The 21,773-nt window shown below is 60.1% G+C and carries 22 protein-coding genes and 1 pseudogene; 20 read left to right on the forward strand and 3 right to left on the reverse strand.

The window, feature by feature from the left end:
• Nucleotides 1–2: 2 nt before the first annotated feature.
• Nucleotides 3–1,106 (reverse strand): acyltransferase, encoded by a 1,104-nt coding sequence (locus DXA43_RS07020; RefSeq protein ID WP_117806674.1) that lies wholly within the window; start codon nt 1,104–1,106, stop codon nt 3–5.
• Nucleotides 1,107–1,488: 382 nt separating this feature from the next.
• Nucleotides 1,489–1,620: pseudogene (locus DXA43_RS10600) on the reverse strand (low molecular weight phosphotyrosine protein phosphatase); the annotation flags it as partial.
• An 87-nt stretch (nt 1,621–1,707) separates the two neighbouring features.
• Between DXA43_RS10600 and DXA43_RS07025 the strand changes: the two are divergent.
• Nucleotides 1,708–2,124, forward strand: a complete 417-nt coding sequence (locus DXA43_RS07025) for a glucose PTS transporter subunit EIIB (protein WP_370448008.1) — start codon at nt 1,708–1,710, stop codon at nt 2,122–2,124.
• A gap of 226 nt (nt 2,125–2,350) precedes the next feature.
• Here the strand turns inward: DXA43_RS07025 and DXA43_RS07030 are convergent, their stop codons facing one another.
• Nucleotides 2,351–3,586 carry an MFS transporter gene (locus tag DXA43_RS07030; RefSeq protein WP_233514501.1) on the reverse strand — a complete coding sequence of 412 codons (1,236 nt, stop codon included), beginning with the start codon at nt 3,584–3,586 and terminating at the stop codon, nt 2,351–2,353.
• A gap of 259 nt (nt 3,587–3,845) precedes the next feature.
• Here DXA43_RS07030 and DXA43_RS07035 point away from each other — a divergent pair, with 259 nt between their 5' ends.
• The 19 genes from DXA43_RS07035 to atpA all read left to right on the forward strand — a co-directional run bounded on the left by DXA43_RS07035 (nt 3,846) and on the right by atpA (nt 21,771).
• Nucleotides 3,846–4,715, forward strand: a complete 870-nt coding sequence (locus DXA43_RS07035) for a hypothetical protein (protein ID WP_117806676.1) — start codon at nt 3,846–3,848, stop codon at nt 4,713–4,715.
• Nucleotides 4,716–4,794: 79 nt separating this feature from the next.
• A complete protein-coding gene (locus tag DXA43_RS07040) occupies nt 4,795–5,688 on the forward strand; it encodes an aldose 1-epimerase family protein (protein WP_117806677.1) in 894 nt (297 codons plus the stop codon).
• A gap of 255 nt (nt 5,689–5,943) precedes the next feature.
• Entirely contained in the window at nt 5,944–6,870 is a 927-nt protein-coding gene (locus DXA43_RS07045) for a transporter substrate-binding domain-containing protein (protein ID WP_117806678.1), read from the forward strand.
• 9 nt (nt 6,871–6,879) lie between these two features.
• On the forward strand, nt 6,880–8,028 hold the full coding sequence (locus tag DXA43_RS07050; protein ID WP_117806679.1) for an amino acid ABC transporter permease: 1,149 nt from the start codon (nt 6,880–6,882) through the stop codon (nt 8,026–8,028).
• Nucleotides 8,029–8,050: 22 nt separating this feature from the next.
• Nucleotides 8,051–8,836 (forward strand): amino acid ABC transporter ATP-binding protein, encoded by a 786-nt coding sequence (locus tag DXA43_RS07055; protein WP_117564372.1) that lies wholly within the window; start codon nt 8,051–8,053, stop codon nt 8,834–8,836.
• A 72-nt stretch (nt 8,837–8,908) separates the two neighbouring features.
• Nucleotides 8,909–10,324, forward strand: coding sequence for a M20/M25/M40 family metallo-hydrolase (locus DXA43_RS07060; RefSeq protein ID WP_117806680.1), 1,416 nt, complete (start codon nt 8,909–8,911; stop codon nt 10,322–10,324).
• 231 nt (nt 10,325–10,555) lie between these two features.
• A complete protein-coding gene (prfA, locus tag DXA43_RS07065) occupies nt 10,556–11,623 on the forward strand; it encodes a peptide chain release factor 1 (RefSeq protein ID WP_055252487.1) in 1,068 nt (355 codons plus the stop codon).
• Between the two features lie 589 nt (nt 11,624–12,212).
• Nucleotides 12,213–13,454: a HemK/PrmC family methyltransferase gene (locus tag DXA43_RS07070; RefSeq protein ID WP_117806681.1), complete on the forward strand. Its 1,242-nt coding sequence runs from the start codon at nt 12,213–12,215 to the stop codon at nt 13,452–13,454.
• A gap of 68 nt (nt 13,455–13,522) precedes the next feature.
• Nucleotides 13,523–13,708: a type II toxin-antitoxin system HicA family toxin gene (locus DXA43_RS10605; RefSeq protein ID WP_089573106.1), complete on the forward strand. Its 186-nt coding sequence runs from the start codon at nt 13,523–13,525 to the stop codon at nt 13,706–13,708.
• Between the two features lie 11 nt (nt 13,709–13,719).
• A complete protein-coding gene (locus DXA43_RS07080) occupies nt 13,720–14,166 on the forward strand; it encodes a type II toxin-antitoxin system HicB family antitoxin (RefSeq protein ID WP_118260181.1) in 447 nt (148 codons plus the stop codon).
• Between the two features lie 134 nt (nt 14,167–14,300).
• Nucleotides 14,301–15,044, forward strand: coding sequence for an L-threonylcarbamoyladenylate synthase (locus DXA43_RS07085; protein WP_117806682.1), 744 nt, complete (start codon nt 14,301–14,303; stop codon nt 15,042–15,044).
• Nucleotides 15,045–15,057: 13 nt separating this feature from the next.
• Nucleotides 15,058–16,599: a glycerol kinase GlpK gene (gene glpK, locus DXA43_RS07090; RefSeq protein ID WP_117806683.1), complete on the forward strand. Its 1,542-nt coding sequence runs from the start codon at nt 15,058–15,060 to the stop codon at nt 16,597–16,599.
• Between the two features lie 123 nt (nt 16,600–16,722).
• Complete coding sequence (gene upp / locus DXA43_RS07095) at nt 16,723–17,370, forward strand: uracil phosphoribosyltransferase (protein ID WP_040359658.1); 648 nt, start codon at nt 16,723–16,725, stop codon at nt 17,368–17,370.
• A gap of 281 nt (nt 17,371–17,651) precedes the next feature.
• Nucleotides 17,652–17,963 carry a hypothetical protein gene (locus DXA43_RS07100; RefSeq protein WP_117803918.1) on the forward strand — a complete coding sequence of 104 codons (312 nt, stop codon included), beginning with the start codon at nt 17,652–17,654 and terminating at the stop codon, nt 17,961–17,963.
• 3 nt (nt 17,964–17,966) lie between these two features.
• Nucleotides 17,967–18,770, forward strand: a complete 804-nt coding sequence (atpB, locus tag DXA43_RS07105; protein WP_022094263.1) for a F0F1 ATP synthase subunit A — start codon at nt 17,967–17,969, stop codon at nt 18,768–18,770.
• A gap of 124 nt (nt 18,771–18,894) precedes the next feature.
• Nucleotides 18,895–19,089, forward strand: a complete 195-nt coding sequence (locus DXA43_RS07110) for an ATP synthase subunit C (protein WP_022094262.1) — start codon at nt 18,895–18,897, stop codon at nt 19,087–19,089.
• A gap of 15 nt (nt 19,090–19,104) precedes the next feature.
• Entirely contained in the window at nt 19,105–19,707 is a 603-nt protein-coding gene (gene atpF, locus DXA43_RS07115) for a F0F1 ATP synthase subunit B (RefSeq protein ID WP_006235712.1), read from the forward strand.
• A complete protein-coding gene (locus tag DXA43_RS07120) occupies nt 19,697–20,173 on the forward strand; it encodes a FoF1 ATP synthase subunit delta (RefSeq protein ID WP_006235713.1) in 477 nt (158 codons plus the stop codon). The genes atpF and DXA43_RS07120 overlap by 11 nt, the downstream gene beginning before the upstream one ends.
• Nucleotides 20,173–21,771: a F0F1 ATP synthase subunit alpha gene (gene atpA, locus DXA43_RS07125; protein ID WP_035138794.1), complete on the forward strand. Its 1,599-nt coding sequence runs from the start codon at nt 20,173–20,175 to the stop codon at nt 21,769–21,771. The genes DXA43_RS07120 and atpA overlap by 1 nt, the downstream gene beginning before the upstream one ends.
• The last annotated feature ends 2 nt before the right edge of the window (nt 21,772–21,773 follow it).

Here is a 21,773-nt window from a genome sequence, read left to right on the forward strand (position 1 = left end):
GCTTAGCGAATAGTATCATCGGGTTTCAACTTACCCAGCGAACGCGATAGGTTCATGCTGGGAACCTCGACCGCGCGCCAAAACGCGATCGCAACAACCGTGCTTACGAGCAATGAGGCTGCGGCAATCGCAAGCGGCGTGGCAATTCCGAGTTTGGGTAAAAAGGCAGCGAGGCCTCCTATGACAATGGCATGAGTGAGATACAAGCTATACGATATCTTTCCCAAAAAAGTCATCGGGCTCGTGCTAAGCGCCCGGCGTGTAAAACCATCGATAATCGAAACTACTACGACCGTCATGCACGCGGCGTTCATGGTGGTAGATAGCAGTGCTTCGGCAATGCCACCGGGATGCCATACGAGCGACAGCTCGATAACGCCAACGGGAACAATGAACAGTGCCAGCTCGACAGGGGCAGCCAACTTAATGGCTTTGATTTTATCGAATTGCTTGGCGATTATGACGCCAAGCCAGAACATGAGGCCTAGGCGCAGCGGAAAATAGCCCGACCAATACGAGACAAACACCGCCGCGAATATCGTTATGACCGCAAAACCAGGGCGTCGAATACGCGATATGCACCAAATAGCCAATGGAAGCGTGAGACTGAACCAAAGCTCCCAGCTCATAGACCATATAGGGGAGTCGACTCGTGCGAGGGGCGCACCATAAAGGGTGTTGACGCCATTGGACACATTGAACAGCACATCGAATTGCATAAGAATGTCGTGAATTATTGTGGGCAGGTCGGCGTCGTAGGCAACGGCAAGTGCGGAACGCGACGTGGATCCCATGTGCCACGCCACATAACCCGCTGGGATAGCCAGCGCGATCGCCGCGAACAACGGAGCGCAAAGGCGAATGATTCTTCTTGGATAGTAGCCGGGCCAGTTGTAGCTACCGCCGTCCTTTTGCTTAAACGGAACAAGGGACAGCACTATGCCAGACAAGATGAAAAAAATCAGAACCGATGCGCTACCGGGGAAGAGACTTGTCCCCCCCCCGAGTGGTTTGACCATAATATCGATGTGGTACAGGAATACCGTCAGCGCCCCGAGCCCTCGAAGACCGTCAAGCGACAAAACGCGTTCCTCGTGTTTTGGCATTGCTGCCCCTTTCCTTATGCTCGTCAATATAAGCGTCCAGTATACCCCCAGGGTATTCCACACGAGGTAACGACTGTCCGTGCTCCGTAAGCGAAAATTCCCACTGTTCCAGACATTAATCTAAGGATGCGACAGGTAACGTCATGGCGGATAAACAAGATGCGCCACATGTGTCGAAACCTCTCTGGTGAGCAAAATAGGGAGGGGCTTTTTTACTCGTTTCCGTTTATGCGTGTAGCAAGGCTGCGCGCCTCAAAAGTCTCAAAATGATATGCGTCCTTCTCGTCGCATTTCTAAAACCCTGGTCAATGAAATGCCACTAGAAGGACGCGTATCATTTTTAAGTACACCATTGTGAGCGCATGGGCTCGTCAGGGGATTGCTACAGCTGCTCCAACAGCGCGTTGCAGCCGGTGAGGACGTCGCGGTAGGTGGCATCGAAGTTGCCGGTGTACCAGGGATCGGCCACGTCGCCGGGGCAATCGGCCCAGTCGAGCAGGCGGCTGGTCTTGCCTATGCGTTAACCTACGTCCTGCAGTTTAACGTCGCCGGCTCCGCGTCCTTCGGCGGTCCTCTCCTGTCGCTCATCTTTAATGGCATCATGGGTGCAGCCAAGGACCCCAACTGGCAGGTTATCCTGTTCCTTGGCCCCATCTACTTCGTGGTGTACTACTTCGTCTTCAAGTTCATCATTCTTAAGAAGGACCTTAAGACCCCCGGCCGCGAGGAGGAGTCCGATGGTGAGGCCGAAAAGGCTTCCAAGACCGTGATCAGCGACCTCATTCCCGCCATCGTTGAGGCAGTGGGCGGCGACAACAATATTAAGTCTGTCGAGGCCTGTTTCACCCGTCTGCGCATCCAGCTCAATGACTGTGACAAGGTGGTTGATGACGCCGAGTTTACCGAAAAGCTCGAAGCGCGTGGCATCGTGCATGTCAACGGCGGCGTGCAGATTGTCTACGGCAACATGGCATCTAACTACGCGACTCAGATGCGCGAGCTGCTGGGCATGGAGTAAACGCCCCACATATCTATAAAATCCGGTATAAAAGGCGGCGACAGACAATGCGTCTTCCGCCGCCTTTGAGTTGCCCCGCGCATTTCGTGTACTTCATATACACGAAAACTGGAAAATCGTGCATTCGAAGTACATGAGATCGAACCACAGCTAAAGGAGCTGGCCTAGCCTATCGTCAGGTAAGCGTCGCGACCGGAACGATAGGCGTTTTAGAGGGAACCTCGCTCTACGCCCTCGCCCGCCTGCGCTCCCAGCGAGCCAACTTAATCGTCGCCAGCGTGAGCGCCCAGGCCACAAGTGAGAATGCGGCGCCCACGGCACCCACGTACGCAATGCCAATTCCGTTTACCACGGCGCCGCCCACTGCGGTGCCAAACGAGATGCCGACGTTAAACGCCATGGGCTCAACCGAACTTGCGAGTACCATCGACTTGGGATGGCGGCTGCGAGCCACGTCCATAAAGTGCGTGATGCATGACACCGAGAACAGGTACATGAGCAGCGCCAAGCTAAAGACAAAGACCAGTGCGAGCGGCATGGTGCCGCCCACGGCAAACAGCCCGAGTAACGCCGCGGCCTGCAGCACAAACGTCACAAGCAGTGCCTTCATGCCAAAACGCGCGTCGATCCATCCGCCCAGGATGTTCGAGATCAGGCAGAACACGCCGTAGGCCATAAGCGTGGTACTGGCTTCGACCGTGCCCATGCCCAGCACCTGCTCAAGATAAGGCGTCACGTAGCCGTAGAATACGTAGACCGAGCCCACGCCAAACAAAAAGATGAGCATGCCGGTGATGATGCTCGGCTCGCGTAGCAGACCCGCCTGCTCGCGGAAGGTGGCGGGCTCATCGGTCTGCCCAGCGCGCGGCATAAACGCCACGAGCGCTCCGCAGATTAGAACGGCAAAGGTCAGCGTGCCGTACATGGCCATGTGCCAATCGAGCGTGTCGGCCACAAACTTGCCGATCGAAGTGACAAAGACCATCGCCACGGAAAACGCACCGTACACCACCGAGATGGCAAGCGAAGTTTGCTGCGGGGACAGCAGCTCGGGGATGTACGTCACGCCCACGGCGAGCAGTGCGCCCGAGACAGAGCCCAGGACAATGCGCGAGATAAACAGTACCTGGAAGTTGGGCGCCAACGCCATGACCAGGTTGCCGAGCACAAAGACGATGCTGTAGCACACGAGCAGCCGGTAGCGGCGGAAGCGTCCCGTGCTGAGCGCAAGCACCGGCGTAGCGATGGCGTAGACGAGTGCGAACACGCTGATGAGCTGGCCCGCTGTGGCAAGCGAGATGCCGAGCTCCGTCGCCAGGTCGCTTTCGATGCCGATGACCACGAACTCGGAGCAGCCGAGCGAGAATCCCAACAGCACGAGCAGCGCCAGGCAGAGCTTGGTGCGCGCGGGGGAGAGCGCGGCGGCGGTTGACTTACTTTTAGGCGTGGTTGCGGCGGTCAAGGTTGTAACTCCAATGTCGCATGAATAAGCGGGATTCAATCCCTGCAACTCTAACAGAATGTGACAAAGGTACAGTTCCTTCGTCACATTCGTGGTGTGGCTGCTGCCCAAACCGTCACAACATTCGATGAAAATCTCGAAAACGAGGAAAAGCGTCGAATGTTGTGACGCTTTTCCTGTCTGTGCCGGCGAGCCCCCGTGTCATCTGGGGGTATAAGGCTAGCAAGTGTTTATTTGCGAGGCCAAGGGGGCGCCCCGTATGGATATCGATAACTTTGAATGGTGGTATAGCGAGGGCGAGGCTCCGGACGAGGAGTGGGACGAGCCCGCGCCGCGTGACGTGTCGAGCGACGAGGACGAGACCGGCAGCGATGCTGCTGTCGAGCCTGACGCCGCCTCCGATGCCGCCGAGCCTCTGACCTTTGAGCAGGCTTGGGCCCAGGCTGAGGCCGACGAGGCAAAGGCCGATGCCACGGCCACACTGGGTGAGCCAGCCGACATGTCCATCTCGCCGGCAAAGACCCCGCAGCCGCGTCACACTATCGATCCCGACAGCACGGCATCCTTCAGCATTCTCGACGTGCCCTCGCAGGGTGCCCAGGCGCCTGCGCCCACGCATCGCCCCGATCTGGCTCGCGAGGAAGATGCGGGACGTCGCTCTCCGCTTGGCCCCATCCTTATCGCCTTTATGGCCGGCGTTATCGCATGCTCGGTAATTGGAAACGTCTGGAGCCATGTTGAACAGCAGCGCCAAGACGCCGCCAAGGTCGAGATGTCCGTCGAACAATCGCTCAGCCGCACGCGCTCGGTGCATGTGTCGGTCGAGGTTAAGGACGGCGCGACGTGGGATACCGCGCGCGGCGATAGCCAAATGCTCATCCATATCGTGGGCCGCACGCTCAAGGGACAAGCAATCGACGAGTATCAATACGTTAATTCCGAAGGTGACGGCATCGAGCTCAAGCCCGGCGACTACGAGCTCACGGTCGATGAGCCGCCCGTCGCCACCGACGGCACGCGTTACCGTGCCTCAAAGCGCATGGTTCCGGTGAGTTTTAATTCACAGGCGCCCGATACGGTCGACAGCACGCCGCAGGGCGGGTTCGACCTTTACGCAATCGTTCAATAACTGTGCCTGTCGCTTCTCCTTGCCGCCAAGAGTGGGACAATAGCCCTCGACACTATTGTTTACTTTTGGAGGAAGTAACATGTCCACCGTCACTACCATCAAGCGCGGCGGCCTCACCGCGGCCATCGATTCCATGGGCGCCCAGCTCACGAGCCTTGCCCTCAACGGCAACGAGTATCTGTGGCAGGGCGACCCGGCCTTTTGGGGCAAGCATGCGCCTATCCTGTTCCCCATTGTGGGCTCGCTGCGCAACAACACGGCAACGTCTGCGGCCGGCACCTGCGAGATGCCGCGCCACGGACTCGCGCGCATCGTCGAGCACAAGCTGGTCGAGGTTTCGGAGGACGGCTCCTCGGTAACGTACGAGATCACCGATACGCCCGAGTCGCTCAAGGCCTTTCCGTTTCACTTTAAGCTCAACATGACCTATGCCCTGACTGGCGACGCCACGCTTACCCAGACCTTTGCCGTTACGAACACCGGCGACGTGGACCTGCCGTTCTCGGTGGGCGGCCACCCCGCATTTAACGTGCCCGCCCCCGGTGCCGAGGACGAGGTATTCGAGGATTACGAGCTGGCGTTTACCGAGGCCTGGACGAACGAGGCTCCCATCATCACGCCCGACGGTCTCATGACGTTCGAGGGTAGCTACAAGGCTCCCGATAACTCGGACGTGCTGCCCATCACGCACCGCAGCTTCGATAACGATGCCATCATGTTCACCGATACTCCGGGCTCCACGCTCACGCTGCGCGGCCGCAAGTCGGGCCACGGCGTCAAGATCGACTTTGAGGGCTTTAAGTACATCGGCGTGTGGTCTGCCGCCAACGACGCTCCGTTTATGGCGCTCGAGCCCTGGACCGGCCACACCACCATGGACACCGAGGACGATGTCTTTGAGCACAAGGTCAACACCATCACGTTGGCACCGGGCGCTACCGACATCCGTTCCTTTAGCGTCACCCTGCTCTAGAGGTTCCGCCGTTCTAACGAACGACGGACCGGTCGACGCTGCGCGCCACCCAGAGCGACAATTTGTCATTCAAAAGGCAAGGCATGACCAGAAGGTCTATGCCTTGCCTTTTTCATGCCAAGTGGTACATGGGGCAGGCTGCTTTGCGCCAATCGTCCTCGTGTGTCTATTAATTTTTCGCGCACATGCCGCGCTGCTGGTTGCGGGCGTATATCCTGTCTTATTGTCAGCAAAACGAAATTGGGAAGGCACCAGATGCAATCTCGACAACAGCGCGACGCGCATCCACAGCCGGTATGCAGCCGTCGCATCTTTTTGGGTAGCGCTCTCGCTGCGAGCGCTTCTGTCGTCGCCGGCGCACTTGCCGGCTGCCAGCGTCCCTCCACGCTGGAAGTAGTTCAGCCCACGACGGGCGGCGGTCGCGATGACCTGTCCGATTCCGTTATCGGCAAGGATAAGATCCGCATCGGCATGGAGGCGGCCTACGCCCCGTACAACTGGCAGGTTTCCGAGGCCAGCGAGTTCACGATCCCCATCGACAACGTGCAGGGCGCCTATGCCGATGGCTACGACGTGCAGATCGCCAAGATCGTCTGCAAGGCTCTCGGCGGCGAGCCCGTTGCCGTCAAGCAGAGCTTCTCGGGCCTTATCGACTCGCTCAACAACGGCCAGATTGACCTCATCATCGCCGGCATGAGCGCCACGCCCGAGCGCGAGGAGTCCGTCGGTTTTTCCGACCCGTACTTTATCGGCTACTTTGGCCTGTTCGTAAAAGAGGGCTCGCCCTACCAAAACGCGACCAAGCTCAGCGACTTCAGCGGTGCCACGGTGCTCGGCCAAAAGGACACCATGCTCGATACCGTCATCGACGAGATCCCGGGCGTCGTTCACAAAAATCCGGTCGATTCGGTCCCCACGGTGTTCTCGAATCTGCTGCAGGGCACGTGCGACGCCGTGACCTACAACACGGAGAACGAAAAGGGCTATATGGCCCAAAATCCCGGTATCGTCCCCATCCACTTTGCCGAGGGCGAGGGCTTTAAGCAGGAGGTCACGGCAAATGTCGGTTGCCGCAAGGGCTCGGACAAACTGCTTAAGCTCATCGACAAGACACTCAAGGGCATTAGCCAAGAGGAGCGCGACCAAATGTGGGACGCGTGCCTCGACCGTCAGCCGGCATAGGGAGGCAGCATGAAAGGCATCAATCGTCTGGCCTCCTTTATCAAGGCCGACCACCGTTATGTGTACCTGGGCACGAGCGTTATCGCGGCGCTCGGCTTGGCATTTAGCCAGCGCAACCCCACGCCGCTGAGCTTTTTGGCGCCCACCGGCATCTTCCAGGATTGCCTTTGGGCGATTCTTTGGGCCTGGATCGTCGTGTCGGCGGCAGCGCTCGTCACCAAGGTTATGCACTGGAACGACTATCGCGAAACGTCGCCGTTTGCATCTGAGCGTTGCCGTCGCGGCGCGCGCCTGGGCAGCTATGTCGTGGTTGCCATCGCGGCGATCTTCTTTATCGACCGCTGCGTCATGTCGTTTATCGATCTGGTGCAGGTGAGCATTGTCTCGGATTCCAACCCCAGCGACTTTTTGTCGAGCTTGGTCTACATGACCTACAAGAGCGGCGACTTCTTCATCCGTGGCATCGAGATCACCATCGCGCTTGCCACCTTCGGCACCGTCATCGCATTCTTCCTGGCGCTGCTCTTTGTGTTCCTGCGTATTCAGACCTTCGACCGCGTAGACAACGACCTGGTGCGCTTCTTTAAGAGCATCGGCCGCGGCTTTGCGACCGTCTACTCCACCATCGTGCGCGGCACGCCCATGATGGTCCAGGGCCTGCTCATCTATTACGCGGGCTTCACCGTTTTGCGCGGCATGGGCTTCGAGACCGCCCAGGCCAACCAGATTTGGAGTACCTTCACCGCCGGCCTCGTCACCATCTCGCTCAACTCCACCGCCTACATGATGGAGGTCCTGCGCGGCGGCATCGAGTCCATCGATCCCGGCCAGGCCGAGGCAGCGCGCTCGCTGGGGCTTTCGCAGTGGCAGGCTATGCGCAAGGTCGTGTTCCCCCAGGGCATTAAAAACGCGATTCCGGCGCTCACCAACGAGCTCATCATTAACATCAAGGATTCGTCGGTGCTCTCGGTCATCGGCGTGTTCGACCTCATGTATGCCACCACCACCGTCGCCGGCGTGTACTACCGCCAGATGGAGGTCTACTGCGTGGCGCTCGTGGTCTACCTGATCCTGACGCTCGTGGCGAGCCGCCTGCTCGAGGCCTTTGGCAAAAAGCTCGGCGCCGAGGCTCCTGCCACGCTGCCCAGCTCTAACTAGGCTTAAGACGAGGAGAATCATCATGGCAGATACCGCCACTACCGGCACCGCGGCCGCCGCACAAACTAAAGAGTCACTCATCCGCGTCGAGGGCCTGCGCAAGAGCTTCGGCTCGCTCGAGGTGCTCAAGGGTATCGACTTGTCCGTCAATCCCGGCGAGGTCGTCACCATCATCGGTGCTTCGGGTTCGGGCAAATCGACCTTTCTGCGCTGCCTCAACCTGCTCGAGACCCCGGACGCGGGCCACATCTGGTTCCACGGCCAGGACCTTACGGCCGAGCGCTGCAATATCAATAAACTCCGCGAGGACATCGGCATGGTGTTCCAGGGCTTTAACCTGTTCAACAACATGGATGTGCTCGACAACTGCACGCTCGCGCCCGTCACGCTCAAAAAGATGAGCAAGGCCGAGGCCGAGAAGGTCGCGATGGAGCATCTGGCGAGTGTGGGACTCGAAAAGTTCGCGCACGCCGCCGTGGGTCGCCTGTCCGGTGGCCAAAAGCAGCGCGTGGCCATCGCTCGTGCCCTGTGCATGAATCCGCAGATCATGCTGTTTGACGAGCCGACCTCAGCGCTCGACCCCGAGATCGTGGGCGAGGTGCTCGAGGTCATGCGCAAGCTCGCGGCCGACGGCATGACCATGGTCGTCGTCACGCACGAGATGGCCTTTGCCCGCACGGTGTCCGACCGCGTGGTCTTTATGGACAAGGGCGTGGTGCTCGAGGATGCCGCGCCGGCCGAGCTCTTCGGCAACCCCAAACACCAGCGCACTCGTGAGTTCCTCTCTCGCTATCTCGAGGACAAATAACCGACCGCAAACGCTTACGTTGCAGGGCCGCTCCCGTGGGGCGGCCTTTGTCGTCACAATCGAAAGGATGTCATGGCCGAGGTTTGGCGCTTCTTTGCGCATGAGGACGATTTTGCCGATATAGACGAGGCCGGCGCGTGCGAGCGCTTGGGCCGCGTGCTGTCGTTTCCGACCATTTCGAGCATGGATGCCGAGGCGGTGGATTGGCAGCCCTTCGGCGACCTGCGCGCGTATATGCAGCAGGCCTGGCCGCACGTATTTGCGGCGGGCGAGGTCGAGCTTATCGACCACTCGCTGTTGGTGACGCTTGTCGGCTCCGACCCTGCTCTCAATCCCGTTATGCTCATGGGCCACATGGACGTGGTCCCCGTGGTGCCGGGTACCGAGGCCGACTGGACGCACGCCCCCTTTAGCGGGCACGTGGACGACACCTACATTTGGGGCCGCGGCGCTATCGACATGAAGGATCAGGTCGCAGGCATTCTCGAGGCGGTTGAGTATGCATTGGCGCACGGTTGGGAGCACAAGCGTTCGCTGTTGCTCGCCTTTGGCCAGGACGAGGAAACCACGCAGTACGGCGCTGGAGCTATCGGCCGCGTGCTCGAGGAGCGCGGTGTTGAGCTCGAGTTCCTGATCGACGAGGGCGACTACCGCATCGTTCCGGCTGCCGAGTACGGCGCGGGCGAGGGCTGGCTTATGCATGCCGACCTGGCCGAAAAGGGCTATGCCGATATCGTGCTCAAGACGAAGAGCGCGGGCGGGCATTCGTCTAACCCCTACGGCGGCACGTCGCTCGAGGTGCTCAGCCGTGCCATCGCCGCAATCTGCGATATCGAGTGGCCGACGCGCGTGACCGATCTGCTTGCCGCGCAGCTTGTCGAGCTGGGGCTCTACACGGCGGATGAGATTGCCGCCAACGGGGGCGCCATTGTCCGCGATTGCCTCGCCAGCAAGAAGCTCTATCCGCTGGTGACGACCACCTGCGCGCCCACGCAGATCGAGGGAGGCAGCGCCGGCGCCAACGTGATGCCGCAGGATATGTGGGCCAACATTAACTTCCGCATGCTCGAGGGCACGAGCGTGGCCGACGTTGTGGCGCGCTGCCGTGAGGCGGTTGCCGGGGCGGACCTTGCCGGTCGTGTCGAAGTGGAGCTGGGCCCCGGCAGCTCCGAGCCCTCGCCGTCCCCGCGCATCGGTGGTCCCGGCCTCGAGGCGGTTCGCTCCATCGCCGCCCGCTATTTCTGCGATCCAAAGGGGACGGAGGAAAACGGATCATCCGAGCCGTTGGCGATTGTCCCCTCGACCGTGATCGGCGCGACCGACGCTGCCAACTACCAGCACATTTGCTCCGAATGCATTCGTTTTTCGGCGTTTGTGGTCGACGATGACGAGTGCGACCGCGGCGTCCACGGCACCAACGAGCGCATCACCCGCCGCGCCTACCTCCAGGGTGTTCGCTTCCTCATCGCCCTGCTCCATACGCTCTAGAATCCGACAAAGGGACTCTCCCTTTGTCGGATTCCGTGCGGGTTGTATGCAGGTTTGCCTGCGCACGCTATCATGTATGGGTTAGACCGCAACTATGTACCCCCATACGCGAAGGGATGCGCATGTATCTGAAGATCGACATGTTCTAGCCGGGCTTTACCCCCGCAGCGGCGCCCCGCGCCCCATCAATTCTGCCGATTTTCACCTTCACGCATATAAAAGGAGTCCGTCATGCGCGACAAGCTCGAAAAGATCATCAAGGCCTACGAGGAGCTCGAGAAGAAGCTTTCCGACCCAGCCGTCGCCTCCGATATCAAGGAGTTCACGCGTCTCAACAAGGAGTACGCGCACCAGTCCGACCTCATCGCTGCCTCGCGCGAGTACATCGGCGCGCTCGATGACATCGAGGCTGCCAAGGAAATGCTCCACGATACTACCGATGCCGATGAGAAGGAGATGCTCCAGATGGACATCTCCGAAAACGAGGCCAAGCTTCCCCAGCTCGAGGAAGACATCAAGTACATGCTCATCCCGAGCGACCCCAACGACGACAAGAACACCATCGTCGAGATTCGCTCCGCCGCCGGTGGCGACGAGGCGGCCATCTTCGCCGGCGACCTGTACAAGATGTATCAGCGCTTCTGCGAGTCGCGCGGCTGGAAGACCACCGTGCTCGACTCCAGCCCCAGCGAGGCCGGCGGCTTTAAGTCCATCGAGTTCAAGGTCGAGGGCGACCGCGTCTACTCCGTCATGAAGTTCGAGTCCGGCGTGCACCGCGTCCAGCGCGTTCCCAAGACCGAGTCCCAGGGTCGCATCCAGACCTCCACGGCAACCGTCGCCGTGCTTCCCGAGGCCGAGGAGATCGACGTTCAGATCAACCAGTCCGACCTGCGCATCGATACCTACTGTGCCTCCGGCCCTGGCGGTCAGTGCGTTAACACCACCTACTCCGCCGTGCGCATCACCCACCTGCCCACCAACACCGTGGTGCAGTCGCAGGAACAGCGCTCCCAGATCCAGAACCGCGAAGTCTGCATGCAGATGCTGCGCGCCCGTCTGTACGAGATGGAGCTCGAGAAGCAGCAGGCAGAGCTCGGTGCCGAGCGCCAGAGCCAGATCGGCCACGGCAACCGTTCCGAGAAGATCCGTACCTACAACCAGCCCCAGGACCGCGTGACCGATCACCGCATCGGTTTCAACTCCACCTACAACGGCGTCCTTCTGGGCGATCAGCTCGGCACCGTCATCGAGGCGCTCGCCGCCGCCGAGCGAGCCGAGAAGCTGGCACAGGCAGTCTAAGTTCCGCCGTTCTACCGAACGGCGGACCAGCCGACGCTGCGCGCCGCCCAGAGCGACAATTTGTCATTCAAAAGGCAAGGCATGACCAGAAGGTCTATGCCCTGCCTTTTTCATGCCAACTTGTTCGCTCTGGACGTCGCTCGCTGACATTGCCAAAACATCGGCGTTTCCTTGGTTGTCAAATGATCCGTAGGGAGTCATTGGTGACATTGCCTTGATATTTTATTCAGTCGGCTGTGATGTCATTTGAGCTGCTTACCTGCTTAAGGTAATTGACGGCATAAGTCCGCTATCGAAAATATTGCTCAAAATATCGTTCAAGAAGTCGCGGAGCGATTTTTGATGGGTCGTGCGTCAAGCGATGTGGCAAGTTCTTGGTTAGATATTGGTCAGTTTTGGGGCAACCTTGCCAAAAACTTGACGGATGCAGATTTAGACGTCGACGAATGAACACTTCAGGTGGGCTCCAAGCAAAATTCTGGGCTGATTCTCGATAATCGCCTTCAATCGTCCCTTGCCAAGCGCTGGCCTCGCTTACAATCTGCTCCGACATTCGCGCGCCGCCCGGCGCTTAAGAGGGGAGGGCCCCATGGCAAACGAGATTTGGACCATCAAGCGTTGTCTCGAGTGGACCAAGGAGTACCTGGCCGAGCGCGGCGAGGAACACCCCCGTCTTTCTGCCGAATGGCTACTGTGCGCAGCCACGGGTTTGGCACGCATCGACTTATATATGCGTATGGACGAGACGCTTAACGCGGCCCAGCTCGAGACCATGCACGCGGCCGTCGTTCGTCGCGCCAAGGGCGAGCCGCTGCAGTACATCACCGGCAGCACGCAGTTCCGCATGATCGACGTCGCGTGCGCCCCCGGTGTGCTCATTCCGCGCCCCGAGACCGAGATGCTCGTCGAGGAAGTCCTCAATTATCTGGATGCCGAGGTGCTGAGCCCCGAGGCTGCTGCCCGTCAGCGTGTTGAGCTGCCTTGGAACGATGAGGTCGAGCAGGCCCGCAAAGCCGAGGCGGCGCTGGCCGACGAACGCGCGACCGCCGAGCGCCGTGCTGCCAACCTGACGGCCGCCGATGAGGCTGCGCTGGGTAGCGACGTGCTCGGTAGCCGCGCCTATGCCGAGGAGCTTGCCGATCGCGAGGCCGAGGAAGCCGCCGCGCAAGCAGCAGAAGCCGAAGCCGCCGAGCCCGAGCTCGACGAATACGGCATCGCCATCGAGGGTGCCGACCAGGAGACGGTTTCAGCTCAGGATGCCGCTGCGCCTGCCCCAGCCGAGCCCCGCACTGCCCGCGTTCTCGAGGTCGGCTGCGGCACGGGCTGCATTTCGCTCTCCCTTGCCTGGGAGCGCCGCGGCCACGTTACCTGCACCGCCACCGATATCGAGTCGCGCGCCATCGATCTGGCCACCAAAAACCGCGACACCCTCGGCCTCACGGCAGATGAGGTTGCCTTTAGCCTCACCAACCTGGTGAGCTCCATTCCCCGCGAAGAGTGGGGCACCTTTGACGTACTCGTCTCCAACCCGCCCTACATCCCCACCGATGTCATGCGCTCGCTGCCGCATGAGGTCAAGGACTTTGAGCCCGATCTGGCGCTCGAGGGCGGTGCCGACGGTCTCGATATCTTCCGCCGCCTGCTCAACGCGGCGCCCTACATGCTGCGTGCCGGCGGCCTGTTTGCCTGCGAGCTCTACGAGGGCGCGCTCGACGCCGCGGCCGAGCTCTGTCGTCAAGCAGGCCTTTCGGACGTGCGTATCGTCCACGACCTCACCGATCGCCCCCGCATTGTCCGAGCCATCGTCACCGAGCCCAAGCAACGCCAGTAATATTTATTAACTGGTTAGCAAAAATTATAAAGTAGTTTATAATTAGGACGGCTGAAAGAGGTCGGCCCATGCAACCCCCTACCTTTCGGGAAATCATTGCCCTACTCAAGCACGATGGATTCGTGAAGGTCGCGCAAGTCGGTAGTCATGCTAAGTATGTTTCTGGTGACCGTGTTGTCACCGTGAACGGCTCTGGTGGTGATCGACCAAAGAAGGGCACGTGGGCAAGTATTCGTCGCCAAGCTGGATGGTAGTTGGAGGCAAAATGAGGCAGCGATTTACCTATGACTGCGTTCTCATAAAAGAAGACGACGGTTACTGCGCCAGCTTCCCGCAGATTCCCGGCGCCTTTGCCGATGGCGATACGCGCGAAGAAGCGATTGCCCATGCCACCGAGGCACTGATGGCGTTTTTGGCCGACGACCTCAACAACGGTTTGACTCCGGCAGGGTACGAACGCTCGGCCGAGGTCGTGGCCCTTTCAGTCGAAATCGACCACGAGGACGCTCGGGAAGCGGCGTGCCGAACATTTAAAGACGCAGCGCTGGACCTCAAAGTCTCCGCTCCGCGGATTACCGCGCTGGTCAAAGCCGGCAAACTCGATGTTGAACTCGTCGACGGCCGTCGGATGATAACGATAGACAGTATCGAGCGTTACGCCGCCCAAGAACGTCACGCCGGAAGACCAAAGAAGTTCGTAGCCGTCCAATAACCCCCTCACTTTCACCGACTACTAGAGCCGCTCACCAAACCAACATGCGCTCTGGGCAAATAGATTGAACGTTTCGTGCGAGAATGCCCCACAGTAAACAAACTTGCACCAGAGCGTAAGGGGCTGGCATACACATGCAGACGGTCTATCGGGTATACGAGGGAGCGCGCGAGCCGCATCGGCTTGCCGTCGAGCACACGGCCGAGGTGCTCGGCTGTGGCGGTCTGGCCCTGATCCCGACCGAGACCGTCTATGGTGTCGCTGTGGCAGTTAACGCCTTTTCGGACGCCGTGCCTCAAGATACAAGCGAATTCCCATCGTGGCCGCGAGATCCGCAGGCCACCGTCAACGGCGCCGCGGTCCCCGCACTCGGTACCGGCTATCGTCGTATCTTTACCCTCAAGCAGCGCGAGCTCACCCAAACGGTTGCCTGGCTGGTCGATGATGCCGAGGCACTCGACCGCTATGGCGTGGATATCCCTAACGAGGCCCGCGTGCTCGCCCGACGATGCTGGCCGGGCGCCCTGACTATCGTGGTCAAGGCGGCCCCCTGCGTGCCGACCTTCATGCGCGCCGCCGACGACACGGTGGCGCTTCGCGCTTCGGCCTCGCCCGTGGTGCAGGCGCTCATCCGCGCCTGTGGCAGCCCCCTTGCCTGCACCAGCGCCAACACGCATGGCGCGCCCGCGCCGGCAAGCTTTGTCACGGTGGAGGAGCGCATCCTGGAGGGGGTCGATGTGGCCGTCGACGCCGGTGAGACCCCGTGTCGCGACGCTTCGACCATCGTGTCGTTTCAGCACGGTGAGCTCCAGATCCTGCGCCAAGGCGCACTTCCCGCATCAGAGATCGAACGGGTCCTGTCCGACCCGATGCAATAGAAAGGTTTAAGCGATGTCGTTGAATCTGGGCAGCTTGGGCATGGAAGATGCCTCGTTTGACTTTGGCGGTTCCTACATCATGGCGCTCGACTGCGGCACCACCTCGGTACTTGCGACCATCGTCGACGAGTACGGCTGCATCGTCGCGCAGGCACGTCGCAGCGTCAAAACCAGCTTTCCGCGTCCCGGCTGGGTGGAGCAAGACCCCATGGCGGTCCTTGCTAGCCAGATCGCCGTCATGATGGAAGTCCAGTTTAAGAGCGGTATCCACTCCGACCGCATTGCCGCCATCGGCATCTCCAACCAGCGCGAGACCACGGTGGTCTGGGATCGCGTGAGCGGTCAGCCGATCTATAACGCTATCGTATGGCAGTGCCGCCGTACCGCACCTCTGATCGACGAGCTTGTCGAGCAGGGCGCAGAAGGGCTGGTGCGCTCCCGCACGGGACTCACGCTCGACCCGTATTTCTCGGCCTCCAAGGTGCAGTGGATTCTCGACAACGTCGACGGCGCACGCGAAAGCGCGGCGGCGGGCGACCTCATGTTTGGCACCATCGACACCTGGCTCATCTACAACCTCACCGGCGGCCAGGTCTTTGCCACCGACTACACCAATGCCAGCCGCACGGCACTCTTTAATATCCATACGCTCGATTGGGACGACGACCTGCTGGCACTCTTTGACGTTCCACGTTCCATGATGCCCGAGGTTCGCTGGAGCTCGGGCGACTACGGCCGCGTCGCGAGCGACATCATGACCAACATGCCACCCATCATGGGCGTGGCGGGTGACCAACAGGCGTCGCTGTTCGGCCACTGCTGTTTCCGTCCCGGCCAGACCAAAAACACCTATGGCACGGGTTGCTTTATGCTCATGAACACCGGCGACGAGATCGTCGAATCCAAGAATGGCCTGGTCTCCACCATCGGTATCGCTGCGGACGGCAAAGTCAGCTATGCGCTCGAGGGCTCTATTTTTGCCGCCGGCTCAACGATGAACTGGCTTCGCAACAACATGGGCATCATCTCGAGCGTGAGCGAGTCGGCACAACTCGCCGCTTCGATTAGCGACAACGAGGGCTGCTACTTCGTTCCGGCCTTTGCGGGTTTGGGTGCTCCCTGGTGGGACCCGCATGCTCGCGGTATCGTGTGCGGTCTGACCGGCGCCTCGAGCCGTGCGACCATCGTACGTGCCGCCTGCGAATCCATGGCATATCAGAGCTACGACGTGCTGCGCGCCATGGAGCAGGACGTGGGGCTTTCGATTGAGCGCCTGTCTGTCGATGGCGGTGCCTCGCGCAACGAGTTCATCATGCAATTCCAGGCCGACCTGCTGGATATCCCCGTGCTGCAATGCGAGACGGTGGAGACCACGGCAATCGGTGCCGCGTACTTGGCGGGTCTTGCCGTCGGCTATTGGGAAGACCTGGAAGAGCTGGAGCAAAATGCCCAGATCGTTAGGACCTTCCTTCCCCACATGTCCGCCGAGCGCCGCGAGCAAAACCTTGCGGGCTGGCGTGATGCAGTCAGGCGCTCGCTCAACACCTCACAGTAGGGCTGCGATGGGCTGCTCGATACAACAAACCGCTAAACTAATGCATGGCGTGCGGCGGCAACATTGCTGCACACCTTGTCAGCAAGGCCGTTTTGCGGCCGCAACGAAAGGGGCAATCAATCCATGACCGTCACCTACGATGCGTCCCGTGTGACGCTTGTCGATCACCCGCTCGTCCAGCACAAGCTGTCGATCCTGCGCGACAAAAACACCGGCACCAACCAGTTCCGTCAGCTCGTGCGCGAACTCGCGCTTTTTGACGGCTACGAGGCCATGCGCGACCTGCCTATGGAAGACGTCGAGGTCGAGACCCCCATCACTACCGCCACGTTCAAACAGCTTGCCGGCAAGAAACTCGCCATCGTGCCCATCCTGCGTGCGGGCCTTGGCATGGTCGACGGCATCCTTGACCTGGTGCCCTCCGCTCGCGTGGGCCACATCGGCATGGAACGCGACGAGGTCACCCACGAGCCGCACGAGTATTACTGCAAGATGCCCAAGGATATCGACCAGCGCATCTGCCTGGTCGTCGACCCCATGCTTGCCACGGGCGGTTCGGCCGAGATGGCCATCAGCTACCTGCGCGAGCGCGGTGTCAAGGACATCCGCATGCTGTGCATCGTCGCGGCCCCCGAGGGCCTCAAGTCGCTGACCGAGAAGGATCCCGATGTGCATATCTATACCTGCGCCATCGACGACCATCTCAACGAGGCTGCCTACATCGTTCCCGGCCTGGGCGACGCCGGCGACCGCATCTACGGCACGCTCTAGTCGTCGGGCTAAGACGGCCGCGGCTGCAAATACGAAGAAACGGTGCGCGCGGACGAACAAAAGGCGACCGCGCGCACTCCCGTTAACGGACGTTTTGCCCTGCAGGGTTCGAGAAAAACGTATTACCTACCTGCGGCATAAAGAAGGTCTTAAGAAAACGAACAGGTGCGTATTAACCGATGCTTTTTCGGTTGTACTTTAGCGATTGGCTCGTACAATAGTCACCAATGTTTGGCGGGAACTGTTCTGGGAAGCGTTAAAGAGGGAAAGTGAGGACGCCAGTGTTTCAGATAGCCGATCTGCTCGCTATCGTTGCAGGCGTCATCGCGGGCGCGGTCGCCTTTCTTCCCTTTGTTTTTACGCTCAAGCCGGTTCTTGACGATAAGCAGAATGCGGACATGCTCAAGGGCATGGTGAGTCTGGCGGTCTCGGCAATCGCCCTACTCGTCTTTACCTTGGTTGTGTTCGTGTTGTTCGGAGAGGCATTTCGCATGTTCCTCCTGGGCGAGGCGATCGGCTTCGTGGCCTTTATGGCTGCCTGCACGGTTCGTGTCGTCAAGGCGCTGCGAGATCCTCATGAGGTCGAAAGGTAAGTCGTGGAAATTTTTGAAAAGCTGCCTGATGAGATTAATCATCTGGTCAGCGAGTTCAGCTCCACCCCTGTCGTGGGCGATCTGAGCTGCGGCATCACGCAGTACTCGTTTTGGCTGATCGTCTCCACGATCGTGCTCCTGATCGTCCTGGCCGTGTTCAAGAAGAAGCAGACCCTGGTTCCCAAGGGCTTCTTCGTCAACGGTTTCGAGTACATCATCGAGTACGTCGAGAACGATATCGGCAAGGGTGTCGTGGGTGAGAACTGGAAGAAGCACTTCCCGTTCCTGTGCTCGCTTTTCCTGTTCATCCTGATCAATAACATGATCGGCCTGATCCCGGGAATGAAGCCCGGCACCGGCGCAATCGGCTCCACCGCCGCACTCGCCATTTTCGCCTTCGTGTACTTCATCTACTACGGATGCAAGGCTCACGGCGTGATCGGCTACATCAAGAGCCTCGCCCCGCAGGGCGTGAGCTTCCCGATGAACGTGCTCGTGTGGGTCGTCGAGCTTTTCTCAACCTTCCTGCGCCTCATCACGCTCGCCGTCCGTCTGTTCTGCAACATGTTCGCAGGACACGTGGTCATGGGCTCGTTCGCCATCATGGCGAGCATGTTCATGCAGCCGCTGCTTCAGCAGGTTTCCGCGGCCCACGCCGTCGGCGCCCTGCCTTCGCTGGCCTGGCTTGCCATCCTCATCCTGATCTATGCGATCGAGCTTGTGGTCGGCGCCATCCAGGCTTACGTCTTCACGGTCCTTACCGCCGTGTATGTCTCCGAGGCAGAGGAGGTCGCGGAGGAGGAGTAGCCTTCCGTTCGCGCCTTAAAGGTAAGGCAATTCGTTAAACCGCCGGTGCCCGTACCCATGGAGCCCGGCAGTTATAAAAAGGTTATCCTGCGTGAAATAAGACACGCACGACAAAGGAGGAATCGTGGGAGTTATCGGTTACGGTCTCGGTGTTATCGGCGCTGGTCTTGCTATCGGCCTGTCTGCTCTGGGTGCTACGGGTGCTATGGCCCGTCAGCCTGAGGTCCAGGGCCGCGTGTTCACCGTCTTCATCATGGGCTCCGCCTTCGGCGAGGCTCTGGCTCTGATCGGCTTCGTTGTCGCGCTGATCGTTAAATAGCACGGAGCGTCAAGTATGAATCTTTCATCCCAGAAGAGCGCGATCGCACTCTCCGCGTCCGCGGCCGCGCTGCTCATGCCGGTTTCCGCGTTCGCCGAGGACGGCGCTGCCGGTGCGGACATCCTCATCCCTAAGATGGCGGAGTTCATCCCGGCGCTTATCGCCTTCCTGATTATCTGGATCGTGCTGGCCAAGGTCGCCCTGCCGGGCATCATGAAAACCATGGAGGAGCGCGGCAAGAAGATCGAGGAGAGCCTCGACGAGGCCGAAAAGACCAAGCAGGAGGCTATCGCCAAGCGCGCTGAGTCCGACTCGATCGTCACCGACGCCCGTCGTCAGGCTGCCGACATCGTTCTCGAGGCCCGTAAGGACGCCGAGTCCGAGCGCGCCCGTATCATCGAGGCTGCTCACAAGGAGGCCGAGGAGATCATCGCCAAGGCCCATACGACCGTCGAGGACGAGCGCAAGTCCATTTACGCCGGTGCCGCGAGCTCCATCGCCGACCTGTCCGTTGCCGTCGCCACCAAGATCGTGGGCGAGGCACTCGAGGACGATGCCGAGCAGAAGAAGCTCATCGAGCGCTACATCCAGGAAGCAGGTAGCCTGAATGCCGACTAGCCGCTATCAGGACAAGGTGCTCGAGACCTACGCGCGCTCCCTTCTGGAAGCCGCTAAGGCCGAGAACCATGTGTTCGAGGACCTCGAGATGATCGAGCGCTTGGCTTCTGCCAGCCCCGAGATCATCGCCGTGCTCGACACCATGTCCAAGCGCGACCAGCTCGACCTTCTTCCCAAGGTGGCAGCTGCCTTTAAGTATGTTGCCGAGGAAGACGAGGATGTAGTGGGCGTGACCGTCACCACGGCGATCCCGCTCGACGACGAGCTGCGTCAAACCATCACTAAGAAATGCGAGCAGGACTTCGGCCGCAAGGTATTCCTTATCGAGCAGGTCGACCCGTCTATCGTGGGCGGCCTGGTGCTCGAGGCCCGCGGCGAGCGTCGTGACATTTCCGTCAAGACGCAGCTGCGCATCGCGCAGGAGACCCTCGCAAACTCTGCTAATTCGTACGGAGGTGAAGCCTAATGTCCGAAACCCTCAATGCCCAGGATATCGCCAAGAAACTGCAGGAGCAGCTCACGAGCCTCTCCGCGACGGTCGATACGCATGAGGTTTCAACGGTCGACGAGGTAGGCGACGGCATCGCGCGCGTTTCCGGCCTCAAGAGCGCCATGGCAGGCGAGCTTCTGGAGTTCAAGAGCTCCGATACCGGTGAGACCGTCTTCGGCCTTGCCCAGAACCTTGACCGTGACGAGGTCGGCGCCGTTCTGTTCGGCGCCGTCGACTCCATCAAGGAAGGCGACGAGTGCCGCACCACTGGCCGCATTATGGATATCCCCGTGAGCCGTGCCATGCTCGGCCGCGTCGTCAATCCGCTCGGCCAGCCCATCGACGGCCTGGGCGACATCGTCGCCACGCACCGTCGCCCCATCGAGTTCAAGGCTCCCGGCGTCATCGATCGTACCCCGGTGTGCGAGCCGGTTCAGACCGGTCTGCTCGCTATCGACTCCATGGTGCCTATTGGCCGCGGTCAGCGTGAGCTCATTATCGGCGACCGTAAGACCGGTAAGACCGCCATCGCCATCGACGCTATCCTCAACCAGCGCGGCAAGGGCATGGTCTGCATCTATGTCGCCATCGGCCAGAAGGCCTCCACGGTTGCCAACATCCGCGAGACCCTCGCTCAGCACGGTGCGCTCGACTACACCATCATCGTTTCGGCCACCGCTGCCGATTCCGCCCCTATGCAGTACATCGCGCCTATGGCCGGTGCCGCTATCGGCGAGTTCTTCATGTACAACGGCGAGGACGGCAAGCCCGCCAGCGAGACCAACCCCGGCGGCCACGTGCTCGTCATCTACGACGACCTGTCCAAGCAGGCTGTGGCCTACCGTCAGATGTCGCTGACGCTGCATCGTCCGCCCGGACGCGAGGCCTATCCTGGCGACATCTTCTACCTGCACTCTCGTCTGCTCGAGCGTGCCGTCAAGATGTCCAAGAAGAACGGTTACGGCTCCATGACGGCACTGCCGATCATCGAGACCCAGGACGGCGACGTCTCGGCCTACATTCCGACCAACGTCATTTCCATTACCGATGGTCAGATCTACCTGCAGTCCGAGCTCTTCTTCCAGGGTCAGCGCCCGGCAGTCGACGTGGGCATCTCCGTGTCCCGCGTCGGTGGCGACGCTCAGACCAAGGCTATGAAGCAGGTTGCCGGCAACCTTCGCCTGGACCTCGCTTCGTACCAGGAGCTCGCTGGCTTTACGCAGTTCGGCTCCGACCTCGACGAGGCTACTCAGAAGCAGCTGACCCATGGTGCTCGCATGACCGAGCTCCTGAAGCAGCCGCGTTACAAGCCGTTTGAGGTTGGCGAGCAGATCGTTACGCTGTTCGCTGGCAACGAGGGCTTCCTGGATGACCTGGAGATCGCCGACGTGCTGCCCTTCCGTGCCGAGCTCATCGAGTACATGGACAATGGCTTTGGTTCGCTGCTCGACAAGGTTCGCGCCAAGAAGATCGATGATGACACCAAGGCTGAGCTCTTGCGCGTCATCGGCGACTTCAAGCAGCAGTTCATGGCCAAGCACCATTCGGATGTTTCTGGATCAGAGGAGAACTAAGC

This window comes from Collinsella sp. OF02-10, from assembly GCF_003463445.1.
In the GTDB taxonomy this organism is placed as follows: domain Bacteria; phylum Actinomycetota; class Coriobacteriia; order Coriobacteriales; family Coriobacteriaceae; genus Collinsella.

Excerpts from the sequence above, each read along its gene's own strand:
- atpA (WP_035138794.1), top strand. The coding sequence starts at position 20,173 with ATGTCCGAAACCCTCAATGCCCAGGATATCGCCAAGAAACTGCAGGAG.
- upp (WP_040359658.1), top strand. The coding sequence starts at position 16,723 with ATGACCGTCACCTACGATGCGTCCCGTGTGACGCTTGTCGATCACCCG.
- DXA43_RS10605 (WP_089573106.1), top strand. The coding sequence starts at position 13,523 with ATGCAACCCCCTACCTTTCGGGAAATCATTGCCCTACTCAAGCACGAT.
- DXA43_RS07120 (WP_006235713.1), top strand. The coding sequence starts at position 19,697 with ATGCCGACTAGCCGCTATCAGGACAAGGTGCTCGAGACCTACGCGCGC.
- DXA43_RS07035 (WP_117806676.1), top strand. The coding sequence starts at position 3,846 with ATGGATATCGATAACTTTGAATGGTGGTATAGCGAGGGCGAGGCTCCG.
- DXA43_RS07045 (WP_117806678.1), top strand. The coding sequence starts at position 5,944 with ATGCAATCTCGACAACAGCGCGACGCGCATCCACAGCCGGTATGCAGC.
- DXA43_RS07050 (WP_117806679.1), top strand. The coding sequence starts at position 6,880 with ATGAAAGGCATCAATCGTCTGGCCTCCTTTATCAAGGCCGACCACCGT.
- DXA43_RS07055 (WP_117564372.1), top strand. The coding sequence starts at position 8,051 with ATGGCAGATACCGCCACTACCGGCACCGCGGCCGCCGCACAAACTAAA.
- DXA43_RS07080 (WP_118260181.1), top strand. The coding sequence starts at position 13,720 with ATGAGGCAGCGATTTACCTATGACTGCGTTCTCATAAAAGAAGACGAC.
- DXA43_RS07085 (WP_117806682.1), top strand. The coding sequence starts at position 14,301 with ATGCAGACGGTCTATCGGGTATACGAGGGAGCGCGCGAGCCGCATCGG.
- DXA43_RS07020 (WP_117806674.1), bottom strand. The coding sequence starts at position 1,106 with ATGCCAAAACACGAGGAACGCGTTTTGTCGCTTGACGGTCTTCGAGGG.
- DXA43_RS07025 (WP_370448008.1), top strand. The coding sequence starts at position 1,708 with ATGGGTGCAGCCAAGGACCCCAACTGGCAGGTTATCCTGTTCCTTGGC.
- atpF (WP_006235712.1), top strand. The coding sequence starts at position 19,105 with ATGAATCTTTCATCCCAGAAGAGCGCGATCGCACTCTCCGCGTCCGCG.
- prfA (WP_055252487.1), top strand. The coding sequence starts at position 10,556 with ATGCGCGACAAGCTCGAAAAGATCATCAAGGCCTACGAGGAGCTCGAG.
- DXA43_RS07060 (WP_117806680.1), top strand. The coding sequence starts at position 8,909 with ATGGCCGAGGTTTGGCGCTTCTTTGCGCATGAGGACGATTTTGCCGAT.
- DXA43_RS07040 (WP_117806677.1), top strand. The coding sequence starts at position 4,795 with ATGTCCACCGTCACTACCATCAAGCGCGGCGGCCTCACCGCGGCCATC.
- glpK (WP_117806683.1), top strand. The coding sequence starts at position 15,058 with ATGTCGTTGAATCTGGGCAGCTTGGGCATGGAAGATGCCTCGTTTGAC.
- DXA43_RS07070 (WP_117806681.1), top strand. The coding sequence starts at position 12,213 with ATGGCAAACGAGATTTGGACCATCAAGCGTTGTCTCGAGTGGACCAAG.